Origin of the sequence: Dokdonella soli (assembly GCF_039523175.1) — a bacterium.
Taxonomy (GTDB): Bacteria; Pseudomonadota; Gammaproteobacteria; order Xanthomonadales; family Rhodanobacteraceae; genus Dokdonella_A; species Dokdonella_A soli.
This window is the reverse complement of sequence record NZ_BAAAEU010000002.1, coordinates 114,005-130,821: the sequence shown is the minus strand read 5'-3', so window position 1 is coordinate 130,821 and position 16,817 is coordinate 114,005. Positions and strand designations below refer to the sequence as shown.

Sequence of the window (16,817 nt, the reverse complement as noted above, 5' to 3'; positions counted from 1 at the left end):
GACCGCCTCGGCGCTACTCGAAGCCATCGGCAAAGATCAGATCGTCGCGCTCGTAGGCACCAAGATCGCAGGCAGGGCCATACGGCCGCACGCGGCCACGCTGGTCGGTCGCGAGGGTGTTGCCTGCGATGTCCTTGCAATCGCTGGCGGCATCGATGGCCGGGCTGCCCGCAAGCAGGGCGAACGTGGGGGTCGGACCCCCGTTGTAGCCCAGCGGCGCGAGCTTCGGGTCGGTCTGGCTGATGCTGAAGCCGGCGCAACTGGCATCGCTCGACAAGTTTGCGCCGACCATCGTGAATCCGCCGGATTGAACATAGCAATTCGCACCGGCGGTGGACGCGCCCATCAAACAGTTCTTGATGCCGAAGCTGCCATTGGCCGGAGGGTTGTAGGACCGCAACACGCCGCCCGCGCCATTCCCGCCAACAACGTCGCCAGCGAAGCTGGCGCTGCTCAGCGTCACGGTTCCCTGCTCATTCGATAGTGCTGCGCCGAGGTATGCTTGATTGCCGTTGAAGCTGGCATTGCTCACGTCCAGCACGCTACCAACGTTGTTCGCGATGGCACCGCCGCTGGGATTCGAGCCGTTGCCGGTGGATGACGCGATGTTGTGCACGAATGCACTTCTGCTGATGCCTGCATGAGCGCCGTCGTAGTTGTACAGCGCGCCGCCGGAAGAGCCTCCGACGTTGTCCTGCAACAGGCTGTCGATCAGGACAAGGCCGCCGAAATTGAGAATACCGCCGCCGAAATCATGGCTCGCATTGCCGCGAATCACGCTGCTGCTGATCACCAGCGTGCCGTAGTTCTGCAGTCCGCCACCTGTCGCATAGTTGTCGTCGGCACACCCGCCTGCCAGGGTCAGATGCTGCAAGGCGACCGTGCCGCTCTCGATACGCAGCAGGCGGAACTCGCCGGGCTCGTTGACACCATTGAGGTTGCAGGACAACGCCGGGTCGCGCTGGATGGTGGCACCGTTGCCCTGCACGGTGATATCCGAGTGGACAACCGGCAGGCCATTGCCGCTGCTGATCGCATTGTCCGCCCCGGTCAGCGTGATCGTCACGTTCGCAGGCAAAACGACGACGTCTGCACCATTGCCTGGCGAACAAGTGCCGGCAGGCGCGTCGGTATTCGCAGCGGTGATCGCATCGCGCAACGTGCAGCCGCTGCCGTCGTTGCTGCCGCCGGAGGACGAGGTAACGGTGATCACCGCCGCGCAAGTACATGCGGCGTGTCCCGCAAGAATCAGAGGCAGCCAATGGAAACCTATGCGGCGCATGGCATTCACCTGGTCGAGAAGAAATGGAGCTTCACGAGCAAAAGCCTTCCTTGCTGCACGTGGCAAGCGCTGGTGGAGCATGGTGTGTCCAGGGCGACCTGCCGCACTATTTCGGCGATGCTTCGAAGCCATTGGCTAAGATCGCCCCGCCCTGCATGAACTGTCCGACCGACAGGGGTGCGGTGCCGACATTCACCGATGCGAGTATGTTGTTGTTGCCGGCATCGATCACTGCAACCTGATTGTTGCCATTGTCGGCAATGCAGATGCGCGAGTCGCCGGGATTGACCATGTAGACATGCTGTCCGGTGTTGTCCACGGCAATGCCCGTGGGTCCGCTGTCGACGGGAATACTGGTGATGACCTGGTTGTTCGTCGCATTGATCACTGAGATGTCATTGTTGTAGTGATCGGACACATAGACGCGCGTGGCGCCCGGATTCATCGCGACCGCACGGAAATCCGTATGCATTCCCGCCGGTATCGCGGCGACCACGGTATTGTTCGCGGTGTCGATTACCGAAATCGTGTTGTCGTTGTAGCTGAGCTCGCCGGAGTTCGCGACATAGGCGTATGGGCCGGCGCCCGCGCCGGCGCTGAAAACAAACCTCAGGGCGAGACCGGCCGTTCGTACCGGCATGCCGGATAGGTTGAAGGAACGCGTGATCATTTGCCTGTCCTTCCTCAGCGAGAACGGGATCTGCGCGCGCCTTGCACTTCGGTGGCCGGATCGTGCACCGAGACCGGCACACGCACGTTCGCGCTCACATGACGGCTAGAACGCAACAGCGTTCCACCGACTGACATCGTCCGTCGCTGCCTCAGTCGGCGATTCGGAATAGGCGGGGCGCGCTCGATCGAAGCATCGTCGATGTTCGGCGCAGGCGGGGCGACCTCATGGCGAGGTCAATTCGAAGCGGGCGATTTCTCGAGTTGCGTGACGAGCCGGCCGGCGAGAGCGGTATCGTTTTCAGGGGCGAGAGAGAGCGTGTTCAACGCCTCGCGCCATGACGCATGCGCCTGTTCGCCGTGGCCACCTGCTGCCTGGACATCGCCCAGACCTGCGAGCGCTTGAGCAAGGTACAGCGCGACCGGCGGTGTTCCGGCATGTGCATCGGTTGTCGCGGCGGCAAACATCGGCTCCGCCTGCGTGAAGGCGCGTGCCGCGAGCAGAAGCCGGCCTGCGTCAAGTCGCGCTGCGAGCAGCTTCGGATGATGCGGAGGTAGCTCGTGCTCGAACATCGCTATGGCGGACAGTGCCAGCGCCTGCGCGCTTGCCGGTTCGCCGCGTGCCTGGGCGAGTTCAGCCTCGACGAGCAATTCGGCTGCGATCTGCGGATGCGAATCACCGAAGTGTTCGCGATTCGAAGCCTGCGCAGCGGCGAGAAGCCGCTCTGCTTCGTCGAACGCGCCACCATGGATCAGCCAGCGCGCGAGATTGGCGCGGCTCTGTGCAACATACGGATGGCCCTCGCCGCGCAAATGCAAATCCATCGCCAGCGACTCGCGCTGCAAGGCTGCCGCCTCGTTGTAGGCGCCTTGCGTATCGCGTACTCGAGCGAGATTGTTGAGCGTGGTCGCAGTGTCGGGATGGTCGCTGTGAAACAACACGCGCTCTTGTGCAAGTTCCTCGGCCCACAACTTTGCCGCTGCGATGAACTTGCCTTCCGTCATTTCGACCAGAGCAAGTTCGTTCAGATCGGACGTCGCGTGTGGATTGGGTTGCGTGTAGATCGCGCGGTCGATTGCCACTGCCTCGCGCATCGCCGCCTCGGCGGCATCGATGCGGCCGAGATCGCGCAATGGCCCGGCGAGGAAACCCAGCGCTTCGGCCACCAGCACATGCTGGTTGCCATGTTGGCTGCGCGTGCGCGCAACGACGTCCTGCGCCGTGGCGGTCGACTCTTGCAGCTTTCCATTAGCCTGCTGTGTCATCGCCAAGCCGTACATCGCCTCGTTGATTTCGACGCGATCGTCGGGCAACACGCGGCGATACATATCAAGCGCCTGTTGCTCCAGGGCCATCGCATCGGCCGCTCGATCGCTGCGCAGGTGCAGGACCCCCAGTAGCTGCAAGGCATGCGCCAATGCGACCGAGTCGCCCGGATGCTGCGCGCGGTATGCGGCGATCGCCTGTTCGATGGCGGCAGCGCCCTGCGCGAAACGGCCTTCAGCTTCATCAAGCGCGGCCAGCGCGGATGTAGCCTTCAGGGTTTCGTCCGCGCTCGCCCCGAACAGGGTTTGCGCCTGGATACGCGCGCGATCGAGCGGCGCGCGCGCCGCATCGAGTTGGCCGCGCCGGCGCAGGATATCGCCGATTGTGCGCAGCAACTCCACCTCGGTCCGCGGCTGGCGCGTGAAATCGGCCTTGCTCATGTCGATCGCGCGCGTAAGCATTTCCTCAGCGGTCTGCGCTGGCGCCGCGCTGCCCGGCGCATTGGTCTCGAACAGCTTTGACAGGAAATCGCTTACGGCTGCAGCGCGATTGGCCTCGTCCTGCGCGTGCGCCGCCTCGCGACGCGCGATATCGGCCTGATGAATGCTGAATACCGAGGCGCCCGTCAACGTGGCCGCGATCAGCGCCGCCGCCGCGACGCCGAATTTGTTGCGCTGTATGAACTTCGCGCTGCGATAGGTCCACGCATCCGGTCGCGCGCGAACAGGTCTGCCGTTGAGATGACGCAGGATATCGTCGCGAAGCGCTGCCGCGCCGGAATAGCGGCGCCCGGGTTCGGCCTGGGTCGCCTTGCGCACGATCGACTCGAGATCACCGCGGAGGCGCGGCCTCGTCGCGGGAACATTCGAGCCGCACGCCGTCGCCGCGATGCGCAGGCGAGCGGGCATGCCGCCGCTCATCGATGCGCTGGGGCTGCCGCCACATGCGGGTTCGTCGGTCAGCAGTTCGCAGAGTAGCACCCCGAGCGCGTAGGCATCGGTCGCGGTAGTGATCGTTGCGCCGACGAATTGTTCGGGCGCGGCGTAGTTCGGAGTGAGACGGCACGGTTCGCTGCGCGTGATCTCGCCGGTGCCTCCGGCTTCCGGCAACAGCTTGGCGATACCGAAATCGAGCAGTTTCGGCGTCCCGGCGCGATCCACCAGGATATTCGATGGCTTCAGGTCACGATGCACGATCAAGTTCTGATGTGCATAGGCGACTGCATCGCAGGTCGTGGCAAACAGCTTCAGGCGCGACTCGATATCGAGCCGCCCGGCCTTGCAATATTCGGTGAGCGGAAGACCGTCGATGTACTCCATCGCAAAATACGGAACGCCCGCCGCGGTAATGCCGCTATCGAAGATGCGCGCGATATGCGGGTGTTCGAGGCGCGCATGGAGCTGCTGCTCGCGCCGGAACAATTCCTGCTGAACGGCACTGTAGAGACCGATCCGCAGCAGCTTGAGAGCAACGTGCTGAGTGAATTCCGCCGTCTCGCGCGTAGCCAGGAACACCGCGCCCATGCCGCCTTCACCCAGCGTCTTCTCGACTCGATATGGGCCAATTCGCCGGCCTTCGAGATCGCTGCCGCGCACGGCGATCTCGCGCACGGCCTGGTCGACATCGCTATCGACGCGCGCGTCGAGCGCGAGCAGATACGCGACCGCGGCGCGCAGATCGTCATCGGCACAATCGCGCGCGAGCCGCTCGGCGCGTTCTTCGTCCGCGAGATCCATCAGCGCATCGAGCAGCGGTTCGATCTCGCTCCAGCGCGCGGCGATCAGCTCGTGCATGCTTGGTCGTCGAGTAGGCTTTGCAGCAGCGCGCGCGCTTTGCGCCAGTCGCGAAAGATCGTACGCTCAGTCAGCCCGAGGCACGCAGCCACATCCTTGAATTCGAGACCGGCGAAGACGTGCAGTTCGACGACCTCGCGCAGGCGCGCGCTGACCTTGCCGAGCCGGTCCAGCGCCTGTTCGACGAGGAGCAGGTCGGCACTGTCCCCTTCCATGCGCAGGTTCTCGAGCGCGTCGTCGTCGCGGCGCTCGTTTCCGCCGCGTTTGTCACTCGAGCGGCGGCGCGCATTGTCGATCAGGATGCTGCGCATCGCCTTGGCGGCATAAGCGAAGAAGCAACGACGGTCGGACCAGGACAGGCGTGATTGGTCCAGGAGTTTCAGATAGGCTTCGTGTACCAGCGCCGTCGTGTTGAACGTGTCTTGCGCACCTGGACGCTGCGCATGAGCGAGTCTATGCAACTCGCCATAAATCATCGGCAGCAGAACATCCAATGCGGGCCTGTCGCCAGCACCGGCACGTTGCAGAAGCTCGGTGATATCGTCGCGCATCGCCCCTCTGACGGACGCGAGGATACTCTAGTCCAGCTGATCAGAGGCGCGGATAGTGCGCGATCAGCCCGGTGCTGCTGATCAGTCAGGAGTTACCTTTTTGGAAGGGTCTGCTCCCGGCACTCGTCGCGACGCTTCAGTAGCGGATGCTCGGTGGACCGCTTGTTGCAACCAGCTCGCCAAGTGCGTTGCTCATTCCCTTCACTCCTTGGCTATTTTTGCCCAACCTCCATCAGGGTAAACAATAAAAATTCAAATAGATCAGCGCCTTGTAAAGGCATTCATTTGTTGTCGGATTCAGTTTGTGACGACCCAAGCTGCAGCCCCGTCCAATCGCGCCACCTGGGTCCTCTCAGGAAAGGGAGTCTCTAGAAACGCCGGGGCGGTTCATCTGCGGGCATGTTCGGAAATCGACCGCTGCATCGTTCAACGTGACAGATGCCCCCAATCCGAGAGGAAACTGTCATGCATTCTCTACGTCCCACCCGGATCGCCGCCTGCTTGTCGGCGATCTTTTCCCTGGCCGCCGCGGCAAAACCCGGGTTCGCCGCCACGCACCTGGTGACCAGCTGTGACGACAGTGCGTCCGCTGCTACGACGCCCGGAACGCTGCGCTTCGAAATCGGCGCAGCTGCCGACACCGACATCGTCGACCTCAGCACATTGACTTCCTGCAGCACCATCACGCTGCATTCCGGCGAAATCCACTTCGCCGTACCGAACTTGAGCATCGTCAGCAGCAGTTCGAATCGAAAGACGATATCCGGAAATCTGACCAACCGCGTTTTCAATCACGCAGCAGCCGGCACATTGGAAGTCGACTATCTGACGATTACAGCGGGAAGATATCAGGCCGCCGCCGCAGCGGGTGGGTGCATCATCTCCGGCGGCACGGTCGTGTTGACGGGCTCGACGGTGACGGGCTGCGCGGCCAAGCAAACTCCCGCGGCAACATTGGGAAACTACGCGCAAGGTGGCGGCGTCTTTGCCCGCAAGGGCATGCAAATGTCCAACAGTGTGATTTCAGGCAACGTCGCCGACGCAGGGAGCGCGCCGAACTCCGGGGGCGCGCAGGGCGGTGGCGTGTTCGTTGGGCAGCTCGGCGGCGTTCCCTCTGCATCGAACCTTGCAATGAAGTACAGCACCCTCGAGAACAACTCCGTGACGCCGCCCCCGCCCGGCAGCGGCCACGACCAAAACTGGGGAGGAGGTGCGTTCGTCGCTGCCGGAAGCCTTAGCTTGAAAAACTCCACGGTGAATGGCAACTACGCTCCGTCTGGAGGTGGCCTCTATCAGACGGCCAATGGACAACCCACGACGGTACTCATCTCCAACAGCACGATATCCGGAAATACGGCCAAAGGATCGGGTGCGGGGAGCGGAGTCGGCGGTTTGCAGGTGGCGGGCCCACTGCAGATTCTAAACAGCACGATTGCGCTCAACAACGGCAATGTCGGCGGCGTGCGCGGCAGCACTTCGACAACCATTCAGAGTTCGATCATTGCAACCAACATCAGCGATTTTCAGCCGCTTTCCAAGGACTTCTATCAGGGGAACGTCAATCTTTCCGGAACGGACAATCTGATCCAATCCATCGGCATATCGCCGCTCCCCTCCGGTTTCATCACCGTGACCAGCGACCCACAATTGGTGCCATTGGGAAATCATGGTGGACACACGATGACGCACGCGTTGCTGGCGAGCAGTCCTGCGCTGGGCATGGGAAACAACAGCGCCAACCTGAGTGTCGACCAGCGCGGCATTGGTTACTCCCGGCCGCCGACGTCGCCGGACATCGGCGCATACCAGCGCCAAGTCAACGACGACGAGCTGTTCTACGATGGTTTCGATCGATGAGCTAGCGACAAGCTTCTGCAACGACTGACAAGAAACGGGCCGACCGCGCACAGGTTGAGAGGGTCGGCCCGTTTGTTCGTCCCTGAGGTTACGTGCGCGCCCTCAGCTGGACGCGTTGCCCGAAACCTGCCGCCGGCGAGCGGCGGAATGGGGTCGAAAGCCGCCGGCGAAGCGCGCCTGGCCTGCCCTCGATAACCTGTGCTAGTCGCCCTACCCTATCTCGATGAAGCTCGTTTACGGCGCTTACGAACACTCTGAACGTCGAGCGCTTCAAGGCGTGCTCGCACTTCGCGTTTACCGAGTCCTCTTAGAGTCGCGAGCGTGGCCAGCTGTTCCTTGCGAGGAACGGTCTTCTTGTGCTCCCAATTGTAGATCGACTGGTCACTGACGCCCATGAGCCGAGCGAGCTCGGGTGCAGAAAGGCCCAAGCGAGCGCGCAAGGAGACCAAACCCTTCGCTACAAATCGCAGCGGTCGCTCGGCAGAACTTGCGTCTGCCTCATTGCTCATCTTCGCGCTTTGCTTGGAGAGCACTGTCGTCCGTCGCTCAACCCCGGCGACCTGCCGTTTCAGCGCAGCGATCTCGCGTCGGTAGGTGGCAGACGCCTTCCTCAGGGGCTCGACGTGCTTGCGAATCTCCCTCCGGCAGAGGCGCGAGATTTCTTCCTTTAACAGCGTTCCGATATTGGGCATTTTCCAGTCTTCTGATTGCCAAGGGAACTCAATAATACCCCTAATATGGCCAGAGCGAGCTGGCGCACGGTATTCATGTGGCCACCGAAGGGATGTGGCACACCATAGCGGCCTATGACCCGCAGTGGGGTGACGAGACGCCGGTCACGCTAACCAGCGCCTTGGAAGCCAAAGTACGCCAGGCATCGAAGCGGTCACGGACGCTGTTGTCACGAAGTCACGAATTGGCGGATCGCTGCCTAGAAGCAGAAGGCGGCCCCGCGAATTCCAGGCGACGAATCCACCAAGCGCCCAATCCGGGAGCAGGCTTTAACCAGGGTTTTCAAACCCAACGCATCTGGCGCTGCTGGGCCTTTGCCGCGGAGATCGACTCAAAGCAGCCGGTCTCGATGTCGGTCAAATTCCCGCAAGCGTTCCCCAAGTGCTGTATTCTTCGAAAGGTGGCCAAGGCCGGGCATTGAGCAAGGCTGTCCATGACGAACGCCTCTCGACCGCTTCAGTTGCTTCTGATCGAAGACGAGCCCGCTGACGTTCTGCTGTTCCGGCAAGAATGGGCAAGTCCGGCGCTGGGTGAGCACCGTATCGAGCATGTAGCGTCGCTGGCGGAAGCGCTTGCCTCCCTGAGCCGGCAGACCTTTGATGTCATCGTGACCGACCTGGATCTGCCCGATGCCAGCGGCATCGAAGCCGTCGAACGCCTTCACGCGCGATACCCGCACGTTCCCATCATCGTGCTGACGAGTGACGAGAGTCCCGAGACGGGGCTGGCTACCCTGGCCGCAGGTGCCCAGGACAAACTCACCAAGACCCATGTGACGCCTACTGCCCTGGCGCGTTCGGTGCACTACGCGCTCGCGCGCCAACATCTGGATGGCGAGTTGCGCGAGCAAGCCACCGAACTGCGCGCGCTCTTCGACAACAACCCGAACCCGATCTACGTCGTCGACAGGGAAACGCTCCGGTTCCTGGCAGCCAACGACGCGGTCGTGGCGATGTACGGCTACACGCGGACGGAATTTCTCGCGCTTTCGCTGTTCGACATCCGCCCCAGCGATGAATTGCCGCGACTTCGCGAGACCCTCGCCGCACTGGGTCCACATGACCGCTCCAGTGGATCGTGGCACCACCGGAAGAAAGACGGCACGGTCTTCCCCGTCGAGATCAATGCCGAGCCGCTGGCCTTTCGCGGGCGTCCCGCCTGGATCGTCGTGATTCGTGACACCAGCCTGCGCCAGCGCGCGATCGCTGCGCTGCAAGCAAGCGAGCAGCGGTTCCGCGGCTTGTTCGAAAACAGTCTCGGATTGCTATGGACGCACGATCTCGAGGGTGTCGTGCTGTCGGGCAACCGTGCCTTTGCGGAAGCGTTGGGTTATCCCATCGGACAAGTGCTTGGGCGCGATTTCACGGAGTTCATCCCCCCGCGCAAACATGCGCGGTTCGTGGAGTACCTTCGCCGCATCACAGATCAAGGAGCCGACTCCGGTCATTTCTCGCTGGTCACCCAGCAAGGTGATCGTCTGATATGGGAGTACCGAAACGTGCTCTGCGCGGACGCCGAGCACAACGCGTACGTGCTGGCTCACGCGCAGGACATCACCGCGCGACGCGAATACGAACGCAGGCTGAGAGACATCAGCCTCCGTGACTCCCTGACAGGTTGCTACAACCGGCGCTACCTGGATGAATACCTTGCTGACAACAACGGCGTGGCCAGCTGGGGCTGCGTCCTCATTGATCTCGATCATTTCAAGGCGATCAACGACACCTATGGTCACGCACGTGGTGACGAAGTCCTGGTCGGCACGGGTCGCTTTCTCGCACGCCACGCCCGCGAGGAGGACGCCGTCGTGCGCATGGGAGGCGACGAATTCCTCGTATTGCTCGACGGCGCCGATGAAGCGACGACGGTCGCGTTGGCGGACCGGCTACAGACTCTCGGACCCGGGGAGGTGCCCTCGGATTTCTCCATCGGCTGGGCTGTGAGACAAGACAATGAATCCTTCGACACTACGATTCGGCGCGCGGACTCGCACCTGTACCAGGTCCGCGCGATTCGACGCAGCGCCGAACGGAGAACAACACCCTCCACTCGATAGTCGATTCTCGGAGTTCGGCAGAATCGGCGCAGCCGTTCGATGGTTTGAACGCTCCGGTTCCACGTACGCGCGTGCCGGGAGGCGCGATCAAGGTTCCGACTGACTTGATCACTGTGCCGGATCGCTCGCATCAAATCGTTGGTACTCATCACCTGGCATGCATCAGCGCAATGACGTGAGATGGGCCTTAACAGCCTCATTGCCAGGTGTTCGTGCAAGTACCGCCGTGTGCTCGATGACGAAGGATGAAAGCGAGGGCAACCACCAAGCAGGCGCCGCCGTCACACAGACGGCGCCTCTTAATCTACGTTACAGCCGGCAACTCTCGAAGCCGTCGCTGAACAGCATATCGGCAGCGACGATGCGGAACCCGTTGCTCGTCGCGTTCAACGTTCCGTTACTCGCGGAGATCGTCAAGCCAGGCGCCGCCGCCAATGTATAGAAGCGCTGAGTACTCGTCAGCGTGGCCACGCCAGCGGTCATCATCACACTGCCGAGATCGACCGTACCGCCACAGGCCGTGATCGTGAAATCGACGGTACCGCTGGCGGAGATCACGTGGCCAAGCGGATCCTTTTCAGTGACCTGAATCGTACCCAGCGCGTTGCCTTGATTCGCGTCGGTCGGCTGGACCGTGAACACCAGCGTTGGTGTGCCTGGCCCGACCGCGAACGACTGCGGGTTCTGCGGCGCCGCGTTGTAGTTCGCATTGCCTGCCTGGTTCGCGTCGATCACGCACGTGCCCGCGCCGGTGAACGACACGGCGCTGCCCGAGATCGTGCACACCGAGCTCGCTGTCGCATCGATCGTGAACGTTACCGGATTGCCCGAGGCACCACCGGTTGCGGTCACGTTGTACGTCGCGCCACCCACCTTCGCGCTGCCCGGAGGCGTGGAGGTGTATGTGATCGTCTGACTGGCTTTGTTGATCGTGATGTTGTCGGTGACCGTCGGCGCCGGGTTATGAGTCGCATTGCCTGCCTGGTCCGCGTTGATCGCGCAGGTGCCTGCACCGACGATTGTCGCCGTCGGACCGGACACCGTGCACACGCTCGTCGTCGTCGAGGTGTACGTTGCCGCCAAACCGGAGGACGCCGTCGCATTCAACGCGAATGTACCGCCCGCGCTGTACGTCACTGGCCCAGGATTCGGAAACGTGATCGTCTGGTTGGTCTTGCACGTCACGTTCGCGTTCGTCACGTTGCTCGCGCTGATCGTGCCCGAGGGGTTGGCCACGGTGCACGTCTGGCCCGTCGGCTGCGTCTGCACGCTCACCGTGTAGCTCGTCCCCGTCGGCTCCCCAGCCGGGAACACATAGTTCGTCGCACCCGACGCCACGCTCACCGTCTGGCTGGCCGCCGTCACTGCCAGCGTGAACCCGCTCGTCTGACCGCTCACGCTGCCGCCGATCGTGTAACCGCAACTCGGAAACTTGAACGAGCCTATACGCGTGCTCCAGTTGAATTCTCCCGTCGCCTTCAGATACTCGTTGGTGTACCAGAACGTGCAATCGTCGGTCGGATCGACAGTCATCGCGCTGTAGTCGCCCCAACGAGTCAGGCCTTGGACGCCGCTCTGCGATCCAGTGCCCACGATCATCGAGGCCTCGGTCTGCATCGTGCTCAGTGGATCACCGGCCAGGCGCCCGGTGTAGCGGATCGATGGGTACAGCGAACTACCGGAGACACTGTAGCCGAGCATCATGTTGCCTTGCCGATCCATCGCCACCGAGGGCATCCAGCGAAAGTTGCCGTCAGGAGCGAAGGTCGATTGCTGGAAAACGCTGGGCGATGCAGCCCCGGGATTCCGCATTTCGTACCAGCGCGCCCCCACGCCGGCGCCCGCCGTCACCGAATGACTCACGACCAACGACTCATTCGTGCCGAAGTTGCGGTAGGCCAGACGGAACATCAGACGGTCGGCCAGCGAATCGAGCTGCTGGCTCGTTCCAGATTGCGGAATGCAAGTGCCGCCGCCACAAGCTTGCGCGAAGGACGCGACCGGTATCGAAGTACCGGCGCTCAAGGTGGTATTCGCCGTGTTCGCCCAATCCACGTGGAACTTGAACAGCTTCAGCGACCCGTTGGTGCTTCCGAGCTCCACCATATAGTTCGGCGACCCCGCCGGTGGCGGGTTCGCACCATCCATGTCTGACGGGAGCACGCCCCCGTCGGTAGAGCCGGTCTGGAAGCACTGTTGCGTCGCGGCTTGGCCGGCGAGCATCCTGGCGCGATCGTACACGCACAGTTTCGCACCGAGGTAAGTGGTGCCGGCGCTGTTGAACATGTTGAAGGTCGTGTAATAGCCGTCCGGCCAGACGCCCATTTTCGGGTAATCATTGAAACCCGTGTACCCAAACGCGTAGCGATTCCAGGCTCCGGTCGGATCGCCGGTCTGCGAAACCGCCACGCACTCGAGAAACGGAGTGTTCGCGCCGTCGGCGCCGGTGACCGCGAATTGCGAAAGCACCCATCGATCGGCGGCTTTGTCGTAGACCACGATGCCATCGCCATCATCGTCCGTCTCGCAAAGACCGCCAAAGCCGTGCCACAACGTGTTGGTCGCAACCGGACCGAACACTACCGCCTTGGTGGCTTTGCTGAAGACCGCGAAATCAGCATTGACGACCTGCACGTAGTGGTTCGGGCCAACGGCTCCAACCGTATCAGGCGGGGAGCTATTCACGACAAACGTACCGTTCGGGCCCGTGAAATTATTGCCGATGCCATCCACCGTGCTGATCGGCGCAGGCGTCGCCACCGTCGGCGACATCGTTCGCTGAATCGCGCCATCGGGCAGATTCCGTGGACCCGGCAAAGGCGGCAGCTCACCTTCGAAATGCACACGTCTGCCACCGTGCGGCGCCGGCGGGGTGTCGCGCAACGACGGCAGCGTGTCGTGGTGTTCGTCAGGAGTGACGGTTACCGTTCCATGCTCCTGCGCGAACGCGGAAGCACTTGGTAACGCGGTCAGCGCGAGCGCAAATACAGCGAACCCCTTGGCCGACACGCGCGTGCCGAGCCCAGCGAACATGTGGAGCATGAAGCGAACTCCCCGAAACTCGTTGCCCCAGCTCTCGCCATCGTGGCGGCAAGAAACTTGCCTGCGATGTATCCCCACACCCCATTGGCGAGCGACTATACGGACGCCACGCAGAGCAGGCAACAATCGTCCGAAGACGTATGAACAGCTCTTGCGAACGCGATGCCCGTGACGCGCAGCCGCTGACGAGCAGACAGGCCTCGCGACCCGGCCATGTTTCCCGGATTCAGCGGCCACGCCGATCCATCCGACACGGGTCATTCACACGCTAACCATGTAACGCAGCAACGACGCGGCCAGCGCCACCGCTGCGCTCAGCGGCGGCTGCGGAAGAATCCGGTCAGCAACTCGCCCGCCTCGACAGCGAGCACGCCGCCGCGGACTTCGAGACGATGGTTGTGTCGTTCGTGCTGCAGTACGTCGAATGCGCTGCCGGCTGCACCCGTCTTGGGATCGCGGGCGCCGTAGACCACTCGCGCGACCCGCGCATGCACGATCGCACCCGCGCACATCACGCACGGTTCGAGCGTCACATATAAGGTAGTGCCAGGGAAGCGGTAGTTGCCGAGCCTGCGCCCGGCATCCCGCAACGCCTGGATCTCGGCGTGTGCCGTGGGATCGTCCAGCGTGATGTTGCGGTTCCAGCCTTCACCGACGACTTCGCCGTTCAACACGAGCACCGCGCCAACTGGAACCTCGCCATCGCTGGCCTCGGCGTGCCGCGCAAGTTCCAGCGCGCGCTGCATCCAGCTGCAATCGACGGCTTCGGCGTCTGGCGTGACCGATGAGGTCGAATCGCTATCGTTCGCGTGCATCGCCTATTTACCGGAGCCAAGCCACAGCCTATGACTCGAATAGTCGATCGTCAGCCGCGTGCCCTGAAAGAAATCCGTTCCGAGAATTCCATCGATCGGCGTACCCGCGCCGGCGCTGATCGTGGTCATGGAATCCGAAATCGCGATACGTTCGAGAGCGCGGTTGACGCCGCCAAAGCCGAACACGGCCTTGCCCACCCCCACTTGCACCGATCCGCCCGCGCCACCCTGCACGCCTTGGCCTTCCGTCGCCACGTGCGCACGCGCCGCAGCGGAGGGCGACAAAACGGTGCCCGTGGCTCCGGTGTCGATCTCCATCGTATAGGGCCCCGTGCCGTTCACCGTTGCCTTCACCAGAAGAATCGGCTTCTTGGCAGCCAGGAGGAAATTGGTTGCACCCGCGTCGGGACCCGGCTTCGCCGCCAAGTCGATGCAGCGGCTTTCGTAGTCGATCGAAAACGTGCGGTCGCGAAGAAAGTGATAGCCCACGATCGCATCCACACGCCGTCCCACGCCCACGCTCATCCGATCGATCATCGATGTGACGGCGATTTCCGTGGGGCCCAGGACAACAGGACCCAACTCGAAACGGGGCAAGGTTGCGGTACTGTAGCTTTGCTGCTGCGGTCCGACCGAGATGCTGTCCGTTGGCGTGATTTCACGGGAACGGGTCAATGCCAGGCGCTTCGCGGCCGCGTCACTGAGGAACACGGAGAACGGCGGTGCCGCGCCCGTATCGATGACGACGTCCGCTTTTTCCAGCTTCTCTCCAATTCTCGCCTGGACGACGATCAACGGCGCGTGCTGGGAGGCGTAGTCGAAGGGTATCGCCCGCGAAGAGGCGGAGTTGACCGGGTCCGGGACAGGCGTCGGTTGGTCGGCGGCGCAGGCTGGCAAGCCGAACACCAGGCCCAGGCCAAAGACGCTGGAGCGGATTGCGCAGATCAGAATGCTCGGGTTGCCCATCATCCTGCCGACCTCGATGCAACGCGCGAACGTAGGCATGAAATCTCTCGAGCCCTCATACCTACGAGAACTCACGCCTTCCTTCCTATTCCCGCTGATACGAACCATCGCTGAGATCGACGGCTGAGTCCCTCATTCCCACTCGATCGTCGCCGGCGGCTTGCCGCTAATGTCATAAACGACACGAGATATATTGGATATCTCATTGATTATTCTGTTGGAAACTGCACCAAGGAAGTCATACGGCAGATGCGCCCAGTGCGCGGTCATGAAATCGATCGTCTCGACCGCACGCAGCGCGATAACCCATTCGTAGGCGCGCGCATCGCCGACCACGCCGACCGATTTGACCGGAAGGAACACTGCAAAAGCCTGGCTGGTGCGGTCGTACAGATCTGCCTTGCGCAGTTCCTCGATGAAGATCGCGTCGGCGCGCGCGAGGATCTCGGCGTACTCGCGCTTGACCTCGCCGAGGATGCGCACACCGAGACCCGGTCCCGGAAACGGATGCCGGTAGACCATCGCGCGCGGCAGGCCGAGTTCGACGCCGATACGGCGCACCTCATCCTTGAACAACTCGCGCAGCGGCTCGACGAGTTTCAACTTCATCTGCTCGGGCAGGCCGCCGACGTTGTGGTGCGACTTGATCACGTGAGCCTTGCCGGTCTTGCTCCCGGCCGACTCGATCACGTCCGGATAGATCGTGCCCTGCGCGAGCCACTTCACGCCTTCGAGCTTGTGCGCCTCCTCGTCGAACACCTCGACGAACAGACGGCCGATGATCTTGCGCTTGGCCTCGGGATCGTCAATGCCAGCCAGCGCCGCGTAGAAACGGTCAGCTGCGTCGACGCGGATCACCGTAACGCCCATATGCTCGGCAAACATCGCCATCACCTGGTCGCCTTCCTTCCAGCGCAGCAGGCCGGTATCGACGAACACACAGGTCAGGCGTTCGCCGATCGCGCGATGTAGCAGCGCGGCGACGACCGAGGAATCGACGCCGCCGGAGAGCCCGAGCAGCACGCGGTCGTCGCCGACCTGCGCGCGCACGCGCGCGATCTGGTCGTCGATGATGTTCGCCGGGGTCCACAACGGCGCGCAGCCGCAGATATCGGTGACGAAGCGCTTCAGCAGCGCACTGCCCTGCTTCGTGTGCGTGACCTCGGGATGGAACTGCACGCCGTACCAGCGCTTGGCTTCGTTCGCCATCGCGGCGACTGGAATGCGATCGGTGCGCGCGGTGACGACGAAGCCCGGTGGCGCGGCGGCGACGTGGTCACCATGGCTCATCCAGACATCGAGTGCCTGTGCCGGTGCATGGTCGCTGAGACCTGCCAACAGGCGGTCCTGCGCGACGACCTCGACCTTTGCATGCCCGAACTCGCGCGCATCCGCGGCCTCGGTCGCGCCACCGAGCTGTGCGGCCAGCGTCTGCATGCCGTAGCAGATGCCGAGGATCGGCAGGCCGGCATCGAACACGATCTGCGGCGCGCGTGGTGCGTCCGCCAGCGTCGTCGATTCCGGTCCGCCGGAAAGAATGATGCCTTTCGCGCCAAACGCGGCGATCTCGGCCGGATCGTGGTCCCAGGCCCAGATCTCGCAATAGACGCCGATCTCGCGTACGCGCCGCGCGATCAGCTGCGTGTATTGCGCGCCGAAATCGAGGATCAGGATTTTGTCGCTATGGATATTTGTCATTCGCTGCAACAGCACTGAGAAGGAGATCCGTTCACGCCGGGATATCGAAGCGCGAATGCTCGCGACGCATGATGGCTCGCCCTTCGATA

General features: G+C 62.6%; 12 protein-coding genes. 3 read left to right on the top strand and 9 right to left on the bottom strand.

Annotated elements, in window-relative coordinates; translation table 11 throughout:
- Window positions 1-13: 13 nt before the first annotated feature.
- From ABD002_RS02890 to ABD002_RS02875, 4 genes are all read right to left on the bottom strand, one after another.
- On the bottom strand, window positions 14-1,282 hold the full coding sequence (locus ABD002_RS02890; RefSeq protein WP_343786948.1) for a choice-of-anchor Q domain-containing protein: 1,269 nt from the start codon (window positions 1,280-1,282) through the stop codon (window positions 14-16).
- Window positions 1,283-1,388: 106 nt separating this feature from the next.
- Entirely contained in the window at window positions 1,389-1,952 is a 564-nt protein-coding gene (locus tag ABD002_RS02885; protein ID WP_343786946.1) for a YncE family protein, read from the bottom strand.
- Window positions 1,953-2,188: 236 nt separating this feature from the next.
- A complete protein-coding gene (locus ABD002_RS02880; protein WP_343786944.1) occupies window positions 2,189-5,011 on the bottom strand; it encodes a protein kinase domain-containing protein in 2,823 nt (940 codons plus the stop codon).
- Entirely contained in the window at window positions 4,999-5,562 is a 564-nt protein-coding gene (locus ABD002_RS02875; RefSeq protein WP_343786942.1) for an ECF-type sigma factor, read from the bottom strand. The genes ABD002_RS02880 and ABD002_RS02875 overlap by 13 nt, the downstream gene beginning before the upstream one ends.
- 465 nt (window positions 5,563-6,027) lie before the next feature.
- On the opposite strand from ABD002_RS02875, the gene ABD002_RS02870 reads away from it, so the two are divergent.
- A complete protein-coding gene (locus ABD002_RS02870; protein WP_343786940.1) occupies window positions 6,028-7,419 on the top strand; it encodes a choice-of-anchor Q domain-containing protein in 1,392 nt (463 codons plus the stop codon).
- Between the two features lie 215 nt (window positions 7,420-7,634).
- Here the strand turns inward: ABD002_RS02870 and ABD002_RS02865 are convergent, their stop codons facing one another.
- A complete protein-coding gene (locus tag ABD002_RS02865) occupies window positions 7,635-8,111 on the bottom strand; it encodes a helix-turn-helix domain-containing protein (protein WP_343786938.1) in 477 nt (158 codons plus the stop codon).
- Window positions 8,112-8,188: 77 nt separating this feature from the next.
- Here ABD002_RS02865 and ABD002_RS02860 point away from each other — a divergent pair, with 77 nt between their 5' ends.
- A complete protein-coding gene (locus ABD002_RS02860; RefSeq protein ID WP_343786936.1) occupies window positions 8,189-8,572 on the top strand; it encodes a hypothetical protein in 384 nt (127 codons plus the stop codon).
- A 12-nt stretch (window positions 8,573-8,584) separates the two neighbouring features.
- On the top strand, window positions 8,585-10,207 hold the full coding sequence (locus tag ABD002_RS02855) for a PAS domain S-box protein (protein ID WP_343786934.1): 1,623 nt from the start codon (window positions 8,585-8,587) through the stop codon (window positions 10,205-10,207).
- A gap of 309 nt (window positions 10,208-10,516) precedes the next feature.
- Here ABD002_RS02855 and ABD002_RS02850 read toward each other — a convergent pair whose 3' ends face one another.
- From ABD002_RS02850 to guaA, 4 genes are all read right to left on the bottom strand, one after another.
- The gene (locus tag ABD002_RS02850) at window positions 10,517-13,249 is read right to left on the bottom strand and encodes a hypothetical protein (RefSeq protein WP_343786932.1); all 2,733 of its coding nucleotides are present in this window, start codon (window positions 13,247-13,249) and stop codon (window positions 10,517-10,519) included.
- 314 nt (window positions 13,250-13,563) lie between these two features.
- Window positions 13,564-14,064: a tRNA adenosine(34) deaminase TadA gene (gene tadA, locus ABD002_RS02845; RefSeq protein ID WP_343786930.1), complete on the bottom strand. Its 501-nt coding sequence runs from the start codon at window positions 14,062-14,064 to the stop codon at window positions 13,564-13,566.
- Window positions 14,065-14,067: 3 nt separating this feature from the next.
- Window positions 14,068-15,069 carry an aspartyl protease family protein gene (locus ABD002_RS02840; protein WP_343786928.1) on the bottom strand — a complete coding sequence of 334 codons (1,002 nt, stop codon included), beginning with the start codon at window positions 15,067-15,069 and terminating at the stop codon, window positions 14,068-14,070.
- 93 nt (window positions 15,070-15,162) lie between these two features.
- Complete coding sequence (gene guaA, locus ABD002_RS02835) at window positions 15,163-16,728, bottom strand: glutamine-hydrolyzing GMP synthase (protein ID WP_343786926.1); 1,566 nt, start codon at window positions 16,726-16,728, stop codon at window positions 15,163-15,165.
- Window positions 16,729-16,817: the final 89 nt, after the last annotated feature.